12 protein-coding genes are annotated in these 16,648 nt (G+C 56.4%); 1 reads left to right on the forward strand and 11 read right to left on the reverse strand.

Features of this window, described 5'->3' with window-relative positions:
* Positions 1–15: 15 nt before the first annotated feature.
* The 10 genes from glgA to CWM52_RS12855 all read right to left on the reverse strand — a co-directional run bounded on the left by glgA (position 16) and on the right by CWM52_RS12855 (position 13,794).
* The gene (glgA, locus tag CWM52_RS12805; RefSeq protein WP_100684462.1) at positions 16–1,449 is read right to left on the reverse strand and encodes a glycogen synthase GlgA; all 1,434 of its coding nucleotides are present in this window, start codon (positions 1,447–1,449) and stop codon (positions 16–18) included.
* A complete protein-coding gene (glgC, locus tag CWM52_RS12810) occupies positions 1,449–2,744 on the reverse strand; it encodes a glucose-1-phosphate adenylyltransferase (RefSeq protein ID WP_100684463.1) in 1,296 nt (431 codons plus the stop codon). The genes glgA and glgC overlap by 1 nt, the downstream gene beginning before the upstream one ends.
* Before the next feature lie 80 nt (positions 2,745–2,824).
* Positions 2,825–4,801 carry a glycogen debranching protein GlgX gene (gene glgX / locus CWM52_RS12815; protein ID WP_100684464.1) on the reverse strand — a complete coding sequence of 659 codons (1,977 nt, stop codon included), beginning with the start codon at positions 4,799–4,801 and terminating at the stop codon, positions 2,825–2,827.
* Positions 4,798–6,984: a 1,4-alpha-glucan branching enzyme gene (gene glgB, locus CWM52_RS12820; RefSeq protein WP_100684465.1), complete on the reverse strand. Its 2,187-nt coding sequence runs from the start codon at positions 6,982–6,984 to the stop codon at positions 4,798–4,800. Before glgB ends, glgX begins: the two co-directional genes overlap by 4 nt.
* Positions 6,985–7,230: 246 nt before the next feature.
* Positions 7,231–8,337, reverse strand: coding sequence for an aspartate-semialdehyde dehydrogenase (gene asd, locus CWM52_RS12825; protein ID WP_100684466.1), 1,107 nt, complete (start codon positions 8,335–8,337; stop codon positions 7,231–7,233).
* A gap of 424 nt (positions 8,338–8,761) precedes the next feature.
* Positions 8,762–10,102: a gluconate transporter gene (gene gntU / locus CWM52_RS12835; protein WP_100684467.1), complete on the reverse strand. Its 1,341-nt coding sequence runs from the start codon at positions 10,100–10,102 to the stop codon at positions 8,762–8,764.
* On the reverse strand, positions 10,102–10,632 hold the full coding sequence (gene gntK / locus CWM52_RS12840) for a gluconokinase (RefSeq protein ID WP_004868532.1): 531 nt from the start codon (positions 10,630–10,632) through the stop codon (positions 10,102–10,104). The genes gntU and gntK overlap by 1 nt, the downstream gene beginning before the upstream one ends.
* A 185-nt stretch (positions 10,633–10,817) precedes the next feature.
* Positions 10,818–11,813 (reverse strand): gluconate operon transcriptional repressor GntR, encoded by a 996-nt coding sequence (gene gntR / locus CWM52_RS12845; RefSeq protein ID WP_100684468.1) that lies wholly within the window; start codon positions 11,811–11,813, stop codon positions 10,818–10,820.
* Positions 11,814–11,939: 126 nt separating this feature from the next.
* Positions 11,940–12,635, reverse strand: coding sequence for a quercetin 2,3-dioxygenase (gene yhhW, locus CWM52_RS12850; RefSeq protein WP_100684469.1), 696 nt, complete (start codon positions 12,633–12,635; stop codon positions 11,940–11,942).
* A gap of 121 nt (positions 12,636–12,756) precedes the next feature.
* Positions 12,757–13,794 (reverse strand): oxidoreductase, encoded by a 1,038-nt coding sequence (locus CWM52_RS12855; RefSeq protein WP_100684470.1) that lies wholly within the window; start codon positions 13,792–13,794, stop codon positions 12,757–12,759.
* A gap of 343 nt (positions 13,795–14,137) precedes the next feature.
* Between CWM52_RS12855 and yhhY the strand changes: the two genes are divergently transcribed.
* Positions 14,138–14,626, forward strand: coding sequence for an N-acetyltransferase (gene yhhY, locus CWM52_RS12860; RefSeq protein WP_100684471.1), 489 nt, complete (start codon positions 14,138–14,140; stop codon positions 14,624–14,626).
* Between the two features lie 263 nt (positions 14,627–14,889).
* Here the strand turns inward: yhhY and ggt are convergent, their stop codons facing one another.
* The gene (gene ggt / locus CWM52_RS12865; RefSeq protein WP_100684472.1) at positions 14,890–16,632 is read right to left on the reverse strand and encodes a gamma-glutamyltransferase; all 1,743 of its coding nucleotides are present in this window, start codon (positions 16,630–16,632) and stop codon (positions 14,890–14,892) included.
* Positions 16,633–16,648: the final 16 nt, after the last annotated feature.

Genomic DNA, 16,648 nt, shown 5'->3' on the forward strand with positions numbered 1-16,648 from the left:
CAATGACTCCTGTGGTTACATCAAGCGTTGATAAAGTTCTCGATAAGAGTTCGCCGCGACCTGCCAGCTAAAATCCATATTCATCGCCTGACGCTGAACGTAACGCCAGAGCGACGGGCGCGACCACAGCACGAATGCGCGCCGAATAGCCCGCAGCAGCGATAGCGCATTGCTGTCTTCAAAGACAAAACCGCTGGCTACGCCATCGGCCAGGTTTTCCAGCGAACTGTCGGTCACGGTATCCGCTAGCCCCCCGGTACGCCGCACCAGCGGCAACGTGCCGTACTTCAGGCCATACAACTGTGTTAAGCCACAGGGCTCGAAACGGCTGGGAACCAGAATCACGTCGGCACCGCCCATAATGCGGTGTGAGAAAGCCTCGTGATAACCAATCTGCACGCCAACTTTGCCCGGATGCTCGGCGGCCGCGGCCAGGAAACCTTCCTGCAGTACCGGATCCCCTGCGCCAAGCAGCGCCAGCTGCCCACCCTGCTCAAGCAGGCCCGGCAGCGCTTCGAGAACTAAATCCAGCCCTTTCTGGCTGGTCAGACGGCTGACCACGGCGAACAGCGGGGCTTTGTCGTCGACTTGCAACCCCATCGCAATTTGCAGCTGGCGCTTGTTCTCCGCTTTGTCTTCAAGGCAATCGCGATCATAACGCGACGCCAGCAGCAGGTCGCTTTCCGGGTTCCAGATACCCGCATCCACGCCGTTCAGAATCCCCGATAGCCGCCCCTCGTGCTGACGCTGACGCAGCAGCCCTTCCATGCCGTAGGCAAATTGCGGTTCGGTGATTTCACGCGCGTAGGTCGGGCTGACCGCCGTAATATGATCGGCAAAATAGAGTCCAGACTTAAGGAACGAGATCTGGCCGTTGAACTCCAGACCATGCATGTTATAGAACGACCACGGCAGCTCTATCTCATTCATATGCCATGAATAGAACATGCCCTGATAAGCCAGGTTGTGTACCGTAAAGACCGATTTCGCCGGTCGTCCACGCGCTGCCAGATAGGCAGGAGTCAGGCCCGCATGCCAGTCGTGAGCATGCACGACATCAGGACGCCAGAAAGGGTCCAGCCCGCAGGCCATCTCGCTACCTACCCAACCCAGCAGCGCAAAACGCAGCACGTTGTCGGTGTAAGCATGTTGGTTAGTGTCGTGGTAAGGGCTCCCTGGACGGTCGTAGAGATGCGGGGCATCAATCAAATAGATCCCCACGCCGTTATAGTGACCAAACAGCAGCGTCATGCGTCCGGCAAAGGTCTCTCTGCGCGTCACAACCTGCGCATCGGTGACGCCACGGCGAATATCCGGGAACGCCGGCAGCAGCACGCGCGTATCAATACCCTCAGCGATTTGCGCCGCAGGCAGCGCGCCGATTACATCCGCCAGACCGCCGGTTTTTAACAGCGGGAACATCTCTGAACATACATGTAAGACCTGCATTATCGCTCCTGTTTATGCCCCAACTTCCGCAACATATCACGCGTAACCAGCACGATACCCTCCTCCGATCGGTAGAACCGACGCGCATCCTCTTCCGCGTGTTCGCCAATCACCATGCCCTCAGGAATCACACAGGCGCGATCGATTATGCAGCGGCGCAGGCGGCATGAGCGCCCCACCCACACTTCTGGCAATAAGACTGCCGAATCAATGTTACAGAATGAATTCACGCGCACGCGCGGGAACAGCACCGATTGCACCACCACCGAACCGGAGATAATACAGCCGCCGGAAACCAGCGAGTTCAAGGTCATACCGTGACTACCAGAGCGGTCCTGAACGAACTTCGCGGGCGGCAGAGACTCCATATGGGTCCGAATCGGCCAGTTCTGATCATACATATCCAGCTCCGGCGTCACCGAGGCCAGGTCAAGGTTCGCTTTCCAGTAGGCTTCAAGCGTCCCCACATCGCGCCAGTACGGTTCCGCATCCGGATCAGACTGCACGCAGGAGAGCGGGAAAGGATGTGCATAAGCCATGCCAGCTTCGGTTATCTTCGGAATAATATCTTTGCCGAAATCGTGGCTGGAGTTTTCGTCGTCGTCATCTTCAGTCAGTAGTTCATAAAGATAATCAGCATCAAAGACATAGATCCCCATGCTGGCCAGCGATTTGGTCGCATCGCTCGGCATCGCGGGCGGAGTCGCGGGTTTTTCGACGAATTCGATAATTTTATCGTTTTCATCCACCGCCATGACGCCAAAGGCGGATGCCTCTTCAATGGGCACCGGCATACAGGCCACGGTGCAGCGGGCCCCTTTTTCGACGTGATCGATCAACATGCGCGAGTAGTCTTGCTTGTAAATATGATCGCCGGCGAGGATCACCACATATTCCGCTTTATAGCGGCGAATGATGTCGAGGTTCTGCGTCACCGCATCAGCCGTGCCGCGATACCAGTTTTCGCCATGTACCCGCTGTTGCGCTGGCAGTAAATCCACGAACTCGTTCATTTCTTCGCTAAAAAATGACCAGCCGCGCTGGATATGTTGTACCAGAGTGTGCGATTGATACTGGGTGATAACGCCGATACGGCGAATACCTGAGTTAATGCAGTTAGATAATGCGAAATCGATTATGCGAAACTTACCGCCGAAATGGACAGCCGGTTTTGCACGCTTAATAGTTAAGTCCTTAAGCCGGGTACCGCGCCCACCCGCAAGAATCAATGCAACGGTTTTGATGGGGAGCTGACGCGCCAGCATCAACGGATCGTTCTTTTCTAGCCTAACCATGATTAACTCCTTTTTACATCCCAGCCTTCCTGTCCCTCTCGCCGCGCAGCGGCCGCGAGAGCAACCGGAAGCTTCAGGGCTTACGACCTTTGAAATACGCACACTCCGTGCGCGGGTCCGTGCCAGACAGCCATGACGACCGGATTATCCTCTCCGGCGAAAGGAGGAACGGCATGCCACTCCCCCTCAGGTAATTCCATATGCGCCACCTCAGCGGTGGCATTCACCGTCATTAACCAACGGCCAGACAGCAAAATTTGCAGACGCGCGGTGCCATGCTGCCATTCATCAGCAGTTAACGGTTGCGCATACTGGTTTAGCCAAACAACGTTATCATCCCCTTCCTGCCACCAGCGGTTGCTGGTTAATGCCGGTATGCATCGACGCAGGTGAATAAGCGCAGCGGTAAATGCCGTCAGCCCGCTATTTGCCTGGTTCCAGTCAAGCCAGGTCAATGCGTTGTCCTGACAATAGGCGTTATTGTTGCCGTGCTGGCTATGACCATGCTCGTCACCCGCCAGCAGCATCGGCGTGCCCTGTGCCAGCAGCAGCGTCGAGAGCAGGGCATGAACGCTGTCCCGACGCCGTTCAAGCACATCAAGACTGCCTCCTGTTCCCTCTATACCATGATTGCTGCTGTAGTTATTGTTAGTCCCATCGCGATTCTCTTCACCATTCGCCTCATTATGCTTCTGATTGAAGCAAACGCAGTCGCGCAAGGTGAAACCATCGTGGGCGGTGATCAGATTCACCGCCGCAGCGGGCTGGCGACCGTTACGTGAAAAGAGATCGCTGGAGGCGGCAAAACGCCGGGCAAACTCGCCCAGCGACACGCTTTGCTGTAACCAGAAGCGCCTCGCGACATCGCGAAAATGGTCATTCCATTCGGCAAACAGCGGCGGGAAGTTCCCCACCTGATAGCCGCCGGCGCCAATATCCCAGGGTTCAGCAATCAGCTTCACGGCCGCCAGATGCGGATCGTGACGGATCGCTTCAAACAGCGGCGCATCCTGGCGAAATTCCGGCGTGCGTCCCATCACCGAGGCTAGATCAAAGCGAAAGCCATCGACATGGCACTCATCGACCCAAAACCGCAGACACTGGCGGGCATACTCCACCACGTTCGGCTGGCTGAGATTGAGCGTATTGCCGCAGCCGGTCCAGTTGTAGTAATCCCCGTCTTCTCTGATCCAATAATAGTTACGGTTATCGATTCCGCGCAAAGAGAAGGTCGGCCCCTCAAGGTCAATTTCGGCGCTGTGGTTCAGCACTATGTCGAGGATCACTTCGATGCCCGCCGCATGCAGCGCCTTTACCGCATCGCGAAACTCATCCAGCGCACGCGCAGGCTCGCTGGCATAGCGCGGATCGAGCGCATACATCGCCATCGGGTTATAGCCCCAGTAGTTGCTTAATCCCATTCTCTGCAAGCGCGGTTCACTGGCAAACTGCGCCACCGGCATCAGCTCCAGCGCCGTAATGCCAAGGGTCCTGAAGTAATCGATCATCACCGGATGGCCCAGCGCTTTATAGGTGCCGCGGATAGACTCCGGCAACCCGGGATGCAGCCAGGTCAGCCCTTTCACATGGGCTTCATAGATAACCGTCTGGCCCCAGGGCGTTCCCGGCGGCGCATCGTTCTGCCAGTTGTAATACAGATCCACCACCTGCGACTTTGGCGCAATCGCCGCGCTGTCGCGACGATCGGGAGAAAGATCGCCGCCGTGGAGGCGCTCATCATCGTGCAGTTCGCCCTCAACCCGATGACAGCACGGGTCGAGCAGCAGTTTGGCCGGATTAAAGCGGTGCCCCTGCGCCGGATCCCACGGCCCATGCACGCGGTAGCCGTAGCGCAGACCCGGCCCGGCGGCAGGAAGCCAGCCGTGCCAGATATCGCCCGTGCGCGCGGGTAAATCGAACCGCTGTTCATTGCCTTGCGCATCAAACACGCAGAGCTCCACCCGTTCGGCATGGGCGGAAAAGAGCGTGAAGTTCACGCCCTTTCCGTCATAGCTTGCGCCCAACGGCGAGGGTTTTCCGGCCGCCAGTGTCGTCATTCTGCCTCCCGTACCAGCCAGACGGTCGCCAGCGGCGGTAGCGTAATTGAGAGAGAATGTTCCCGCCCGTGGCTGGCGATAGCCTCGCTTTCCACGATGCCGCCGTTACCGGTGTTGCTACCGTGGTAGTGCATCGAGTCGGTATTCAGTTCTTCTCGCCAGCGCCCTGGCTGGTTAATCCCGAAACGATAGTCGTGGCGCGGCACCGGAGTGAAGTTGCTGGCAACGATGATTTCATTCCCGGCTTTATCGCGACGTACAAAGATAAAGACCGAGCGCTCGTGGTCATCCACCACCAGCCATTCAAAGCCGTAGGGGTCAAAATCGAGTTCGTGCAGCGCTTTATGGTGACGATAGGTATGGTTCAGATCGCGAACCAGACGCTGGACGCCGTGATGCCAGTTATCGCCGCCTTCCAGCAGATGCCAGTCCAGGCTGCCGTCGTGGTTCCACTCCCGCCCCTGGGCAAATTCATTGCCCATAAACAGCAGTTTTTTTCCCGGGAAGGCAAACATCCAGCCGTAGTAGGCGCGCAGGTTGGCAAACTTCTGCCAGGCATCGCCGGGCATCCGGTCAAGAATCGATTTTTTGCCGTGAACCACTTCATCGTGTGACAGCGGCAGCACGAAGTTTTCGGTGTAGTTGTAGAGCATCCCGAAGGTCATCTTGTCGTGATGATGACGACGATAGATGGGATCGAGCTTCATGTAGTCGAGGGTGTCATGCATCCAGCCGAGGTTCCATTTGAACCAGAAGCCAAGACCGCCCGTCGAAGAAGGTCGTGAAACCCCGGAGAAGTCGGTAGACTCCTCGGCCATCGTGATTGCCCCCGGCGTCTGTTCGCCGAGCACGCGGTTGGTATTACGCAGGAACTCAATCGCTTCGAGGTTTTCCCGACCGCCGTACTCATTGGGCACCCACTCGCCCTCCTTGCGGCTGTAGTCGCGGTAGATCATTGACGCGACCGCATCCACCCGCAGAGCGTCGATACCAAAACGCTCAATCCAGTACAGCGCGTTCCCGACCAGGAAGTTGCTGACTTCACGGCGACCGTAGTTGTAGATCAGCGTATTCCAGTCCTGGTGATAACCTTCTCGCGGGTCGCTGTGTTCATACAACGCGGTGCCGTCAAACGATGCCAGCGCAAAGTCATCCGACGGGAAATGGCCCGGCACCCAGTCGAGGATCACGTTCAGACCCGCGGCATGGGCAGCGTTCAGGAAGTAGCGGAAGTCTTCACGAGTACCGAAGCGGCGGGTCGGCGCGTACAGGCCGGTCGGCTGATAGCCCCAGCTGCCGTCGAACGGATGTTCGTTTACCGGCAGCAGCTCCAGATGGGTGAAGCCCATCCACTTCGCGTAGGGCACCAGCTGATCGGCCAGTTCGCGGTAGCTTAACCAGAAGTTGTTATCGGTATGGCGGCGCCAGGAACCCAGATGGACTTCATAAATCGAAATCGGCGCATCAAACTGATTGGCCTGCTTGCGGGACTCCGGCTGTTCGACCTTTTCCGGCAGACTACAGATAAGCGATGCGCTTTCCGGACGCATCTGCGCTTCAAAGGCATAAGGGTCGGACTTCACGCGCAGGTGGCCGTGGGCGTCAATCAGCTCAAATTTATACAGTTGGCCGTTATGCGCGCCGGGCACAAACAGCTCCCAGATGCCGGACTCTTTGCGCAGGCGCATCGGATGACGGCGGCCATCCCAGTAGTTGAACTGCCCGACCACGGAAACCCGGCGGGCGTTCGGCGCCCAGACAGAAAAGCGCGTACCGGTGACGCCGTCCATCGTGTCAGCGTGCGCCCCCAGCGTTTCATAGGGCCGTAGATGAGTCCCTTCCGACAGCAGCCAGACATCAAGATCCTGCAGCAGCGGCCCAAAGCGATAAGGGTCGTCAATCAGGTTTTGCTGGTCGTGCCAGGTGACCGCCAGCTGGTAACGAAAAGTATTTTTGCGACGCGGCAGAACGCCGCTGAAGAATCCGCGTGAGTCGAGGCATTCGAGTTTGCCGACTTTGCGCCCGGTTTTCGGTTCAATAACCCAGACATCGGTGGCATCGGGTAATAATGCGCGTACTTCCAGCCCGGCAGCGGTTTGATGCATACCCAGTACGGAAAAGGGATCCGCAAAATGGCCGGAGATAAGCGCATTAATCACGTCTCTATCGATACGATTAGACATGGTTTCATCCTGTTGTAAGTGTCGCCCTTTCCTGTAGCTGACGACTTTTTTTGACCTGAACGGTGCAGCACACCGTGCTTTCTCCTGCTCCGTCCCACCTTCAGGTAAGGTAACGTTATCGTTCCTTACTTAAAGCATAGCCAGGGCTGTCTTACCTCCGTTGGAAAAATCTAACATCCGCGTTTACTCCTTGTATTACGCAAAAAAAAGGAGGTGTAAGACACCCCCTTTTTGTTCATCCAGTTATCAAGCCAGCTGGCGCAGCATGCGTCGCAGCGGCTCGGCGGCGCCCCACAGGAGCTGGTCACCGACGGTGAAAGCCGACAGGTATTCCGGCCCCATATTCAGCTTACGCAAACGGCCCACTGGCGTGGTCAGGGTGCCGGTAACGGCAGCCGGGGTCAGTTCACGCATCGTAATATCACGATCGTTTGGTACCACTTTAGCCCACGGGTTGTGTGCGGCCAGCAGTTCTTCAACGGTCGGGACAGAGACATCTTTTTTCAGTTTGATGGTAAATGCCTGGCTGTGGCAACGCAGCGCGCCAACGCGGACGCACAGACCATCGACCGGAATAACGGACGAGGTGGCCAGAATTTTGTTGGTCTCAGCCTGACCTTTCCACTCTTCACGGCTCTGGCCGTTGTCCAGCTGCTTGTCGATCCAGGGGATCAGGCTGCCTGCCAGCGGCACACCAAAGTTATCCACCGCCAGATCGCCGCTGCGGGTCAGCGCCGTCACTTTGCGTTCGATATCCAGAATGGCGGATGCCGGGTTCGCCAGCTCAGTCGCCACGTGGCTATGCAGCTGGCCCATCTGAGTCAGCAGCTCGCGCATGTGACGCGCCCCGCCGCCGGATGCCGCCTGGTAAGTGGCCACGCTAACCCACTCCACGAGATCCTGGGCAAACAGGCCGCCGAGGGACATCAGCATCAGGCTGACGGTACAATTGCCGCCAACAAACGTTTTCACGCCGTTATTCAGGCCAGCGGTAATCACGTCCTGGTTTACCGGATCAAGAATAATGATGGCGTCGTCTTTCATGCGCAGCGAAGAAGCGGCATCAATCCAGTACCCCTGCCAGCCGCTCTCACGCAGCTTCGGATAAACGTCGTTGGTATAATCCCCGCCCTGGCAGGTCACAATAATGTCCAGTGCCTTCAGCGCGTCCAGGTCAAAGGCATCCTGAAGCGTACCGCCGGCGCTGCCACCAAAGGATGGAGCCGGCTGCCCCAGCTGAGAGGTGGAGAAAAAAACAGGGCGAATGGCGTCGAAGTCGCGCTCTTCAACCATGCGTTGCATGAGTACAGAGCCGACCATTCCGCGCCAGCCGATAAAACCAACATTTTTCATAACGTATTTCCTGGGAGATGTGTGCTGTTTGTGCCTAGCCAGTTTCCTGCTGGATCATCTCTCACATTACAAAATGCTGCTAAAGTCGCAAGTGAAATTAATCAATGATTGCACGGCAATCAGAAAAGCAACTTATTGAACGCAGCTTCTGTCGGTATCAGTCTCCAGAAAAACCTCGAAGATTATCGGGGGAATTACCTCAGGAAGGGAATATTTTCCGCCGCTTTTTTATTGATCTGGATTATGGATCTGCGCAGAGATTTAGCGATATCGCGCCGGGGAGGAAAGCGGAGGAAACCAGGCCTGATGCGGCCTTACGAGGCGTAATCCTTTTGTCTTATCGCTCAGCAGAGAGGGATTTTGCCGGTATCAGGCGGGTGATATGCCCGGCCTCGCGTCGCTCGGCCGGGCAATCTTTCGCCGTTTAGCTTAACAGCGTAAACGCGATCATACCGACGATGGCACCGGTGGTGCCGAGGATAGTTTCCATCATCGTCCAGGTTTTCAGCGTTTGCGCTTCGCTGGCGCCGGTAAATTTCCCGAACAGCCAGAAACCCGCATCGTTGACGTGGCTCACTACGATGGAACCGCCCGCGATACAGATGGAGAGCGCCGCCATCTGCGCGCCGCTGTAGTTCAGCTGCTCGATGACCGGCATCACCAGCCCGACGGCGGTTAAGCAGGCGACGGTTGCAGAACCCTGGATAATACGTACCGCAGCCGCCAGCACGAAGCAGGTAATAGCGACAGGCAGACCCATGCCCGTCAGCGCTTCGCCGAGCGCCGGCCCCACGCCGGAGTCAACCAGCACCTGTTTGAACACGCCGCCAGCGCCGATAACCAGCAGGATAATCCCCGCAGGCTGCAGCGCATGACCGCAGATCTCCATCACCCGATCTTTCGCCATCCCCTGACGTACCGCCAGGCCATAGATAGCCACCAGACAGGCTATCAGAATCGCGGTGAACGGATGGCCGATAAACTCAAACCATTCGTAAGCGCTGGAGCCAACCGGCACAAAGCGCGCGGCGATTGTTTTCAGCCCCACCAGCACCAGCGGCAGGAGAATCAGCGACAGGCTAAAGGCAAAGGACGGCATCTTGCCTTCACCGAGGCTTGGTTCGCTAATATCGTCAGGAATATGCAGCTCAACGTAGCGGCTGATGAAGTTGCCCCACAGCGGCCCGGCGATAATCATGCCCGGAATCGCCGCGCACAGGCCAATCAGGATCATCCAGCCAAAATCAGCGTGCATTTGCGATGCCAGCAGCATCGGCGCAGGTCCGGGCAGCAGGAACGCCGCCGCGGCCGCCACGCCGGCAAACAGCGGGATAACCAGTTTCACCAGGTTGGTACCGGTATGGCGCGCCATGGAGAAGGCCACGCTGATCAGCAGCACGATCGCCACTTCGAAAAACAGCGGCAGCGCACAGATAAGACCGGCGAGGCCAATCGCGTAATGGGCGCGGCTGTGGCCGAAAGATTTCAACATCTTCACAGCAATCTGATCGACAGCGCCGGTTTCATGCAGGATCTTGCCGAACATCGCCCCGAGTGCCACAACGATCGCCAGGAAGCCCAGCGTCCCACCCATCCCTTTTTCCATCGTCGCCGCGATTTTATCCAGCGGCATTCCGGAAAAGAGACCCGCGCCAATAGAAACCACCATCAAAGCCACGAAAGCATGCATACGCGCCTTCATGACTAAAAACAGCAGCAGCAAAACGGAGCCAACTGCTGTTAAAACAAGCGTTAATGTACTCACTAGTTACTGCCTTTGTTGATCACCTCAATGGTGCTCGCGACCACGCCTTCCAGCGATTGATCAATATCGACGATTAAAACGTCGCCTTCGTCTGCGCCAGGTTCCTGCAGCGTTTCAAACTGGGTCACCAGCATCTGGGTTTTAAAGAAATGGCCTTTACGCGCCTTCAGACGGCTTTCAATCAGGTCAAAATCGCCTTTCAGGTAGACGAAAGAGAGATTCGGATTGCCCTTGCGGAGAATATCGCGATAGCTCTTTTTCAGTGCGGAACAGACGATCAGCGAGACTTTATTTGTACGCTGCATGGCAAAAGCGGCGTCGTTCAGCGCCTGCAGCCACGGCGTACGGTCATCGTCGTTTAACGGCTCGCCGGAGGCCATCTTGTTGATGTTGCTACGCGGATGCAGAAAGTCACCATCGAGAAACGCGGCATGCAGCTGATGCGCCACTTCGCTGGCGACAGCGGATTTACCACTGCCGGAAACGCCCATCAGGACATAGACGTGGTGATCATGGTTAGTCGTGCTCAAAGCTTCCTCCCACTGGACACATATACGAAGCCGTACTGGCTGCAAGAATACAGCGTGAAGGCTCGTATGCAGATTGATTGTTACGGGTAACTGTTATCGGTAACATTGTCATGCCGGATTTAGGGATAAGCAATCACCATTCGTGCCAGAAATGAATATGTGTGATCTACTTCAAACTTGTCAGTCTAAATTGATCCGCCCGGTGACAATGTGAAACCTAAATCTAACATCTTAGGCGTCACAACCTCACCCCGAATGCGGGCCAGCAGCCGCTCGGCACCAATGCGCCCCATTCGCTCGCGCGGAGTCAGCACGCTGGCCAGTCGCGGCTCCATCACCTGACCAATATCATGGCCGTGGAAACCGGCTATCGCCATATCGTGCGGAATTTTCAATCCCAGGCGCTGGCACTCAAAGGCGGCGCCGACCGCAAGGTCATCGTTGGTACAGAAGATGCCATCGAGCTGCGGATATTCGCGACGCGCCTGGCGCATCAGCTCAATCCCTGACGAATAGGATGAAGATTGTTCAACCATCACGCTATACGGCGTCATGCCGGCATCGCGCATCGCCTGTTCGTATCCCTTTTGCTTGATGATAGTACGTTCATCGAGGCGCGCCCCCAGATACGCCACGTGGCGATGGCCGCGAGCAATAATCGCTGCGGTCATCTGGCGCGCGGCATCGAAGTTATCAAAACCGACGGCGATATCGAGGCACGGCGACTGGCTGTCCATCAGTTCCACCACCGGGATACCGGCAACTTCGATCATTTTCAGCGTGCGAGGAGTATGGGTACGTTCGGTGAGAATCAGGCCATCAATGTTCCATGAGAGCATGGATTCAAGACGCTTTTCTTCCATTTCCGGCTTATAGCCGTAGTGCGCCAGCATCGTCTGGTAGCCGAAGGCATCGGTGACGCTTTCAATTCCGCGCAGCACTTCCGAGAAGACCTGGTTGGTTAACGAAGGCAGCAGCACGCCAATGGCGCGACTGGTGGCATTAGAGAGGATATCAGGCGCACGATTGGGGATATAACCCAGTTCATCGAGAGCAGCGGCAATCTTGCCACGCAGGGCCTCGGAAACCTGTTCCGGGTTACGTAAAAAGCGACTGACCGTCATTTTGGTCACGCCGACAAGATCGGCTACATCCTGAAGTACGGGTCTTTTCTTTTTCATCGTCCTGACTGTGATTCCTGACTGTGATAACGGGGAGACATTTTCTCAGTTTATCACGGACAAAGCGCAACCTTCCCAAACATCCGGGAAGGCTGCGCAATTTATTTAAACATCTTCAGAATCGCATCAGACCGGCGGCAGATCGAACAGCAGGATCTCGCTATCGCTGTCGGCGTGAACCGAAATCGCCTGCTCGTCCCAAATCGCCAGGCCATCGCTGGTGGTCGCTTTGGTACCGTTAATCGTCACTTCGCCTTTCACCACCTGGATCCACACGCGGCGTTCCGCGGCAATCTGATGCACCGACTGTTCATCTTTCAGCAGCGCCCAGCGGTACAGTTCCATATCCTGGTGCACTTTTAGTGAACCGTCACGGGCATCCGGCGACAGCACCAGCTGTTTGCCCTGCAGAGCATCAAAGCGACGCTGTTCGTAGCGCGGAGTGATGCCGTTTTCTTCCGGCATAATCCAGATCTGGTACAGATGCAGTTTTTCCGTGTTGCTTGGGTTGTACTCGGAGTGACGGATCCCGGTACCGGCGCTCATGATCTGGAACTCGCCCGCCGGAACCTGCTCTTTGTTACCCATGCTATCCTGGTGCTCCACCGCCCCTTCCAGCACGTAGGTCAGGATTTCCATATCTTTGTGCGGATGGGTACCGAAGCCCTGGCCGGCATCAATCACGTCATCGTTAATCACGCGCAGCGCTGAGAAGCCCATAAAGTTCGGATCATAATAGTTCGCGAAAGAGAAAGTATGCCAGGAATCCAGCCAGCCATGGTTAGCGTGACCGCGTTCGTTAGCTTTGCGTAAGTAGATCATGTTGCACCCCCGTATGTTTTCGATGGAGTCAGTGTGGACTCAATCCACTCACGATCATAGAGGGTGAAAATTGACTCCTCTGTTCAAAAAATATGAACAATCGCAGAGGAGCCAAGAGGGCTTATTTATCGAGGATTATTATGGCCGGAGAGGGCTGTTCAAACCCGCGTCCGAGGATCTCCATATTCGTGAGAACGTCAGATTCCTTGACGTAATTTGGCTGACCGTTAACGAGGGTTTCATACAGCGCATCATAGACCCGCCCATAGTTGCCGGTTTCAAGCGGGATCTCTTCCCGCACGGTTTCACCCGCCTCATTGACGTACTCCAGCAGGCCAAACGTATCGTCCGCGCCGAATCCCGGCTCACCCGGCATAATATTGGCTTTCAGGCTGGTTTCCTGCCGATCGATACCGTATTTGATAAATGAGCCTTTATGGCCGTGGACGATAAACTTCGGATACGGCAGCTTCACCAGGTAGCTGGTTTTGACAATCGCCTTCAGGTCGCCGTAGAACAGCTGGGCTTCAAACGTATCGTCCGGGTTGGCTTTGTTACGCAGACTGCGGATGTCATAGGTCACGCGGTCCGGGCGGCCAAATAACGAGATAATCTGATCCATCGTATGCACGCCAAGACCGTAGAATGCGCCATCCTGCGGCACTCCGGGCTGCGTTTCTGCGACCGGGCGATAGAGGTCAAAATGGCTCTCAACCTCCACGATCTCGCCCAGTTTGCCGCTCTCAATCACCTTTTTCATCGTCAGGAAACAGGAATCAAAGCGGCGGTTCTGGTATGGCGTCACGGTCAACCCCCGGCTTTTCGCCAGCGCAAACAGCGCTTTCGCCTCGGCTAACGTCGCGGTAAACGGTTTTTCTACCAGCACATTTTTACCGGCCTCCAGCGCGCGCTTTGCATACTCAAAATGGCTATCCGCATGGGTACAGACAATGACCAGCTTCACCAGCGGATCATTGAGCACCTCATCAAGTTCGCTGGTGAAATGGATATGTGAGTACTGTGGCGCCTTCTCCTGCGGCTTCACGCCGCGACGATAGATATGCGCGACGTGCCAGTGGTCTTTACGGTGCAGAACATACGGAAGGTGGTAGCGGGTAGTGCTTTTGCCAAATCCAATAAATGCGCAGTGCAGAGTCATAACGCCGTCCTGTGTTGAGGTTTCTGCTGCTAACCATAGCGCACCCCGGCGATGAACTTAACGCCTGACCCATTCAGGATGGTGGAAATGGCCGGCAAAAAAGCAAAAAAAAAGCCAGCGCGTGGCTGGCTAAAGTAATACTGGAAGCAATGTGAGCAATGTCGTGCTTTCAGGCTTTCCGCAAGGGTCTCCCTGAATGCAGGACAATAATAATCATTCTCATTCGCACTTGTCTACCCCTTTTTGCAAAAATTAGGCATTGACGCATTTTTTAAAGTCAGGGATGTTTAAAAGGCCAATAAAGGGGATCAAGACCGCGATGCCGCGGCACAGGAGAAGAGGAATGAGTGATATCGTGATACGCCACGCTGAACCGCGTGATGCAGAACCTTTACGCCAGCTTACTGCGCATCCAGAGGTCTATCACGACACGCTACAGCTACCTCATCCCTCGATGGAAATGTGGCAGGAACGCCTGCTACCGAAACCCGGTAGCCGTCATCTGGTCGCCACTGTCGACGAGCAGGTGGTGGGCCACCTCAGGCTAAGCGTCGAGCCCAGCCCTCGTCGCAGCCACGTAGCGACCTTCGGTGTGAGCGTTGCGGCGCAGGCGCGCGGTCGTGGCGTCGGCAGCGCGCTGATGCGCGAGATGGTTAATCTGTGTGATAACTGGCTACGCGTCGATCGCATTGAGTTAACCGTGTTTACAGACAACCCCTCCGCGATAGCGCTTTACCGCAAATTTGGCTTTATTGTGGAAGGGACCGGTAAGAGATTCGCCCTGCGCAACGGCGAGTATGTGGATGCGCATTTTATGGCGCGCCTCAAGTAAGCGCTAAGTATTGCCCGGCGGCGCAACGCTTGCCGGGAGACCCCGCATCATCCTGTAGGCCGGGTAAGGCGTCAGCCGCCACCCGGCATTTTATCCGCCGCTCACCGCCATCTCCTGCGCTACCGGCCCATCGATAAGCCGGAGGAGGGTAAATACCCCCGTTCAGCCCATCGGGGATTTGCCCGGCGGCGCAACGCTTGCCGGGCCTGAGACCCCGCATCATCCTGTAGGCCGGGCAAACGCAGTGCCGCCCGGCAAATAAATCAGTACCCCGCCGTCAAATCACCGGGCGAGCGCGGATCGGAGGCGCCATACAGCGTCCCGTCCGGGCCCACCATAATGCTCTGGGTACTGCCCATCGCCTCTTTCAACGCCACTTTCTGCCCTTTCTGCTCCAGCAGCTTCAGCGTATCCGGGCTGAACCCCTTCTCCACCCGCAGCTCATCCGGCAGCCACTGATGATGGAAGCGCGGCGCATTGGTGGCTTCCGCCACGTTCATACCGAAATCGATGGTGTTGACCACCATTTGCAGTACGGTGGTAATGATACGGCTACCGCCCGGGCTGCCGGTCACCAGCCAGGTTTTCCCCTCTTTCACCACAATAGTCGGCGACATCGACGACAGCGGACGCTTTTTCGGCCCGACGGCGTTGGCATCGCCGCCCACCAGCCCGTAGACATTGGGCACGCCCGGTTTCGCCGAGAAGTCATCCATCTGGTTGTTCAGCAGGATCCCGGAACTCCCCGCCACAATACCGGTCCCGAAGGTGGTATTCAGCGTATAGGTCACCGCCACCGCGTTACCCTCTTTATCCACCACTGAGAAATGGGTGGTCTGGTTACTTTCATACGGCGCCAGTTTACCCGGACGAATCTGGCTCGAAGGTTTGGCTTTGTTGATATCAATCTGTTCAGCAATCGATTTGGCGTAGGCTTTGTTGGTCAGCGCCTGCCACGGCACTTTGACGAAGTCCGGATCGCCGAGATACTCCGAGCGGTCGGCATAGGCATGTTTTTCAGCTTCCGCCATCACCTGCATGGCGTCTGCGCTGCCGAAGCCATATTTATGCATGTCGAAATTTTCGAGGATATTGAGGATCTGTACGATGTGGATCCCTCCGGACGAAGGCGGTGGCATCGAAAACACCTGATAACCGCGATATTCGCCGCTTATCGGCGTACGCTCGACCGCCTTATAGCCGGCAAGATCGGCTTTGGTGATAAGCCCACCGTTTTTGCGCATTTCATCGGCAATCTGCTCGGCAATCGCCCCTTTATAAAACGCATCCGGACCGTGCTCCGCGATCAACTCAAGGCTTTTGCCCAGCTGTTTTTGCACCAGCTTGTCGCCTTTCTGCAACGGCTCGCCGTTTTTCCAGAAGATGGCTTTACTGTTCGGGTGGCTGGGGATAACTTCGCTCCCGTAGGTCTTCAGATCGTCGGCCAACGCATCGTTCACCGTGAAGCCCTCTTCCGCCAGCTTAATCGCCGGACGGATCACCTTGTTCAGCGGCATGGTGCCGTATTTTTCCAGCGCTAATGAGAAGCCCGCTACGGTACCCGGCGTACCAGAGGCCAGATGTGAAGTGAGCGATTTTTTGCTATCCGGGTTGCCCTGATCGTCAAGGAACATATCGCGGGTGGCCTGCTCAGGCGCCATTTCGCGAAAATCAATTGCCGTCGTTTTACCGTCTTTGGTGCGCAGCATCATAAACCCGCCGCCGCCAATATTACCGGCCTGCGGATGCGTGACCGCCAGCGCATAGCCCACGGCCACCGCGGCATCGACCGCGTTGCCGCCCTGGCGCAAAATATCCACCCCGACACGGGTCGCCATCGCATCCACCGAGGCAACCATCCCCTGCCGGGCACGAACCGGGTGAAAGACATCTTCTTCTACACCATAAGAAACGGGCGGCGGGGCGGGATTTGCCGCGGCGGTAAAACTTCCGCCGACCAGCAAAGCAGCGATGACCACCTGACGCCATGAACGTGTGTTTATCATTGTCTGACTCCTGAAG

Source organism: Raoultella sp. T31, from assembly GCF_002806725.1.
GTDB classification, from domain to species: Bacteria; Pseudomonadota; Gammaproteobacteria; order Enterobacterales; family Enterobacteriaceae; genus Klebsiella; species Klebsiella electrica.

What these genes read in the sequence shown, in the direction of transcription:
- glgB (WP_100684465.1), bottom strand. Translation starts at nt 6,984, where the DNA reads ATGTCTAATCGTATCGATAGAGACGTGATTAATGCGCTTATCTCCGGC.
- yhhW (WP_100684469.1), bottom strand. Translation starts at nt 12,635, where the DNA reads ATGATCTACTTACGCAAAGCTAACGAACGCGGTCACGCTAACCATGGC.
- glgA (WP_100684462.1), bottom strand. Translation starts at nt 1,449, where the DNA reads ATGCAGGTCTTACATGTATGTTCAGAGATGTTCCCGCTGTTAAAAACC.
- CWM52_RS12855 (WP_100684470.1), bottom strand. Translation starts at nt 13,794, where the DNA reads ATGACTCTGCACTGCGCATTTATTGGATTTGGCAAAAGCACTACCCGC.
- glgC (WP_100684463.1), bottom strand. Translation starts at nt 2,744, where the DNA reads ATGGTTAGGCTAGAAAAGAACGATCCGTTGATGCTGGCGCGTCAGCTC.
- ggt (WP_100684472.1), bottom strand. Translation starts at nt 16,632, where the DNA reads ATGATAAACACACGTTCATGGCGTCAGGTGGTCATCGCTGCTTTGCTG.
- asd (WP_100684466.1), bottom strand. Translation starts at nt 8,337, where the DNA reads ATGAAAAATGTTGGTTTTATCGGCTGGCGCGGAATGGTCGGCTCTGTA.
- yhhY (WP_100684471.1), top strand. Translation starts at nt 14,138, where the DNA reads ATGAGTGATATCGTGATACGCCACGCTGAACCGCGTGATGCAGAACCT.
- glgX (WP_100684464.1), bottom strand. Translation starts at nt 4,801, where the DNA reads ATGACGACACTGGCGGCCGGAAAACCCTCGCCGTTGGGCGCAAGCTAT.
- gntR (WP_100684468.1), bottom strand. Translation starts at nt 11,813, where the DNA reads ATGAAAAAGAAAAGACCCGTACTTCAGGATGTAGCCGATCTTGTCGGC.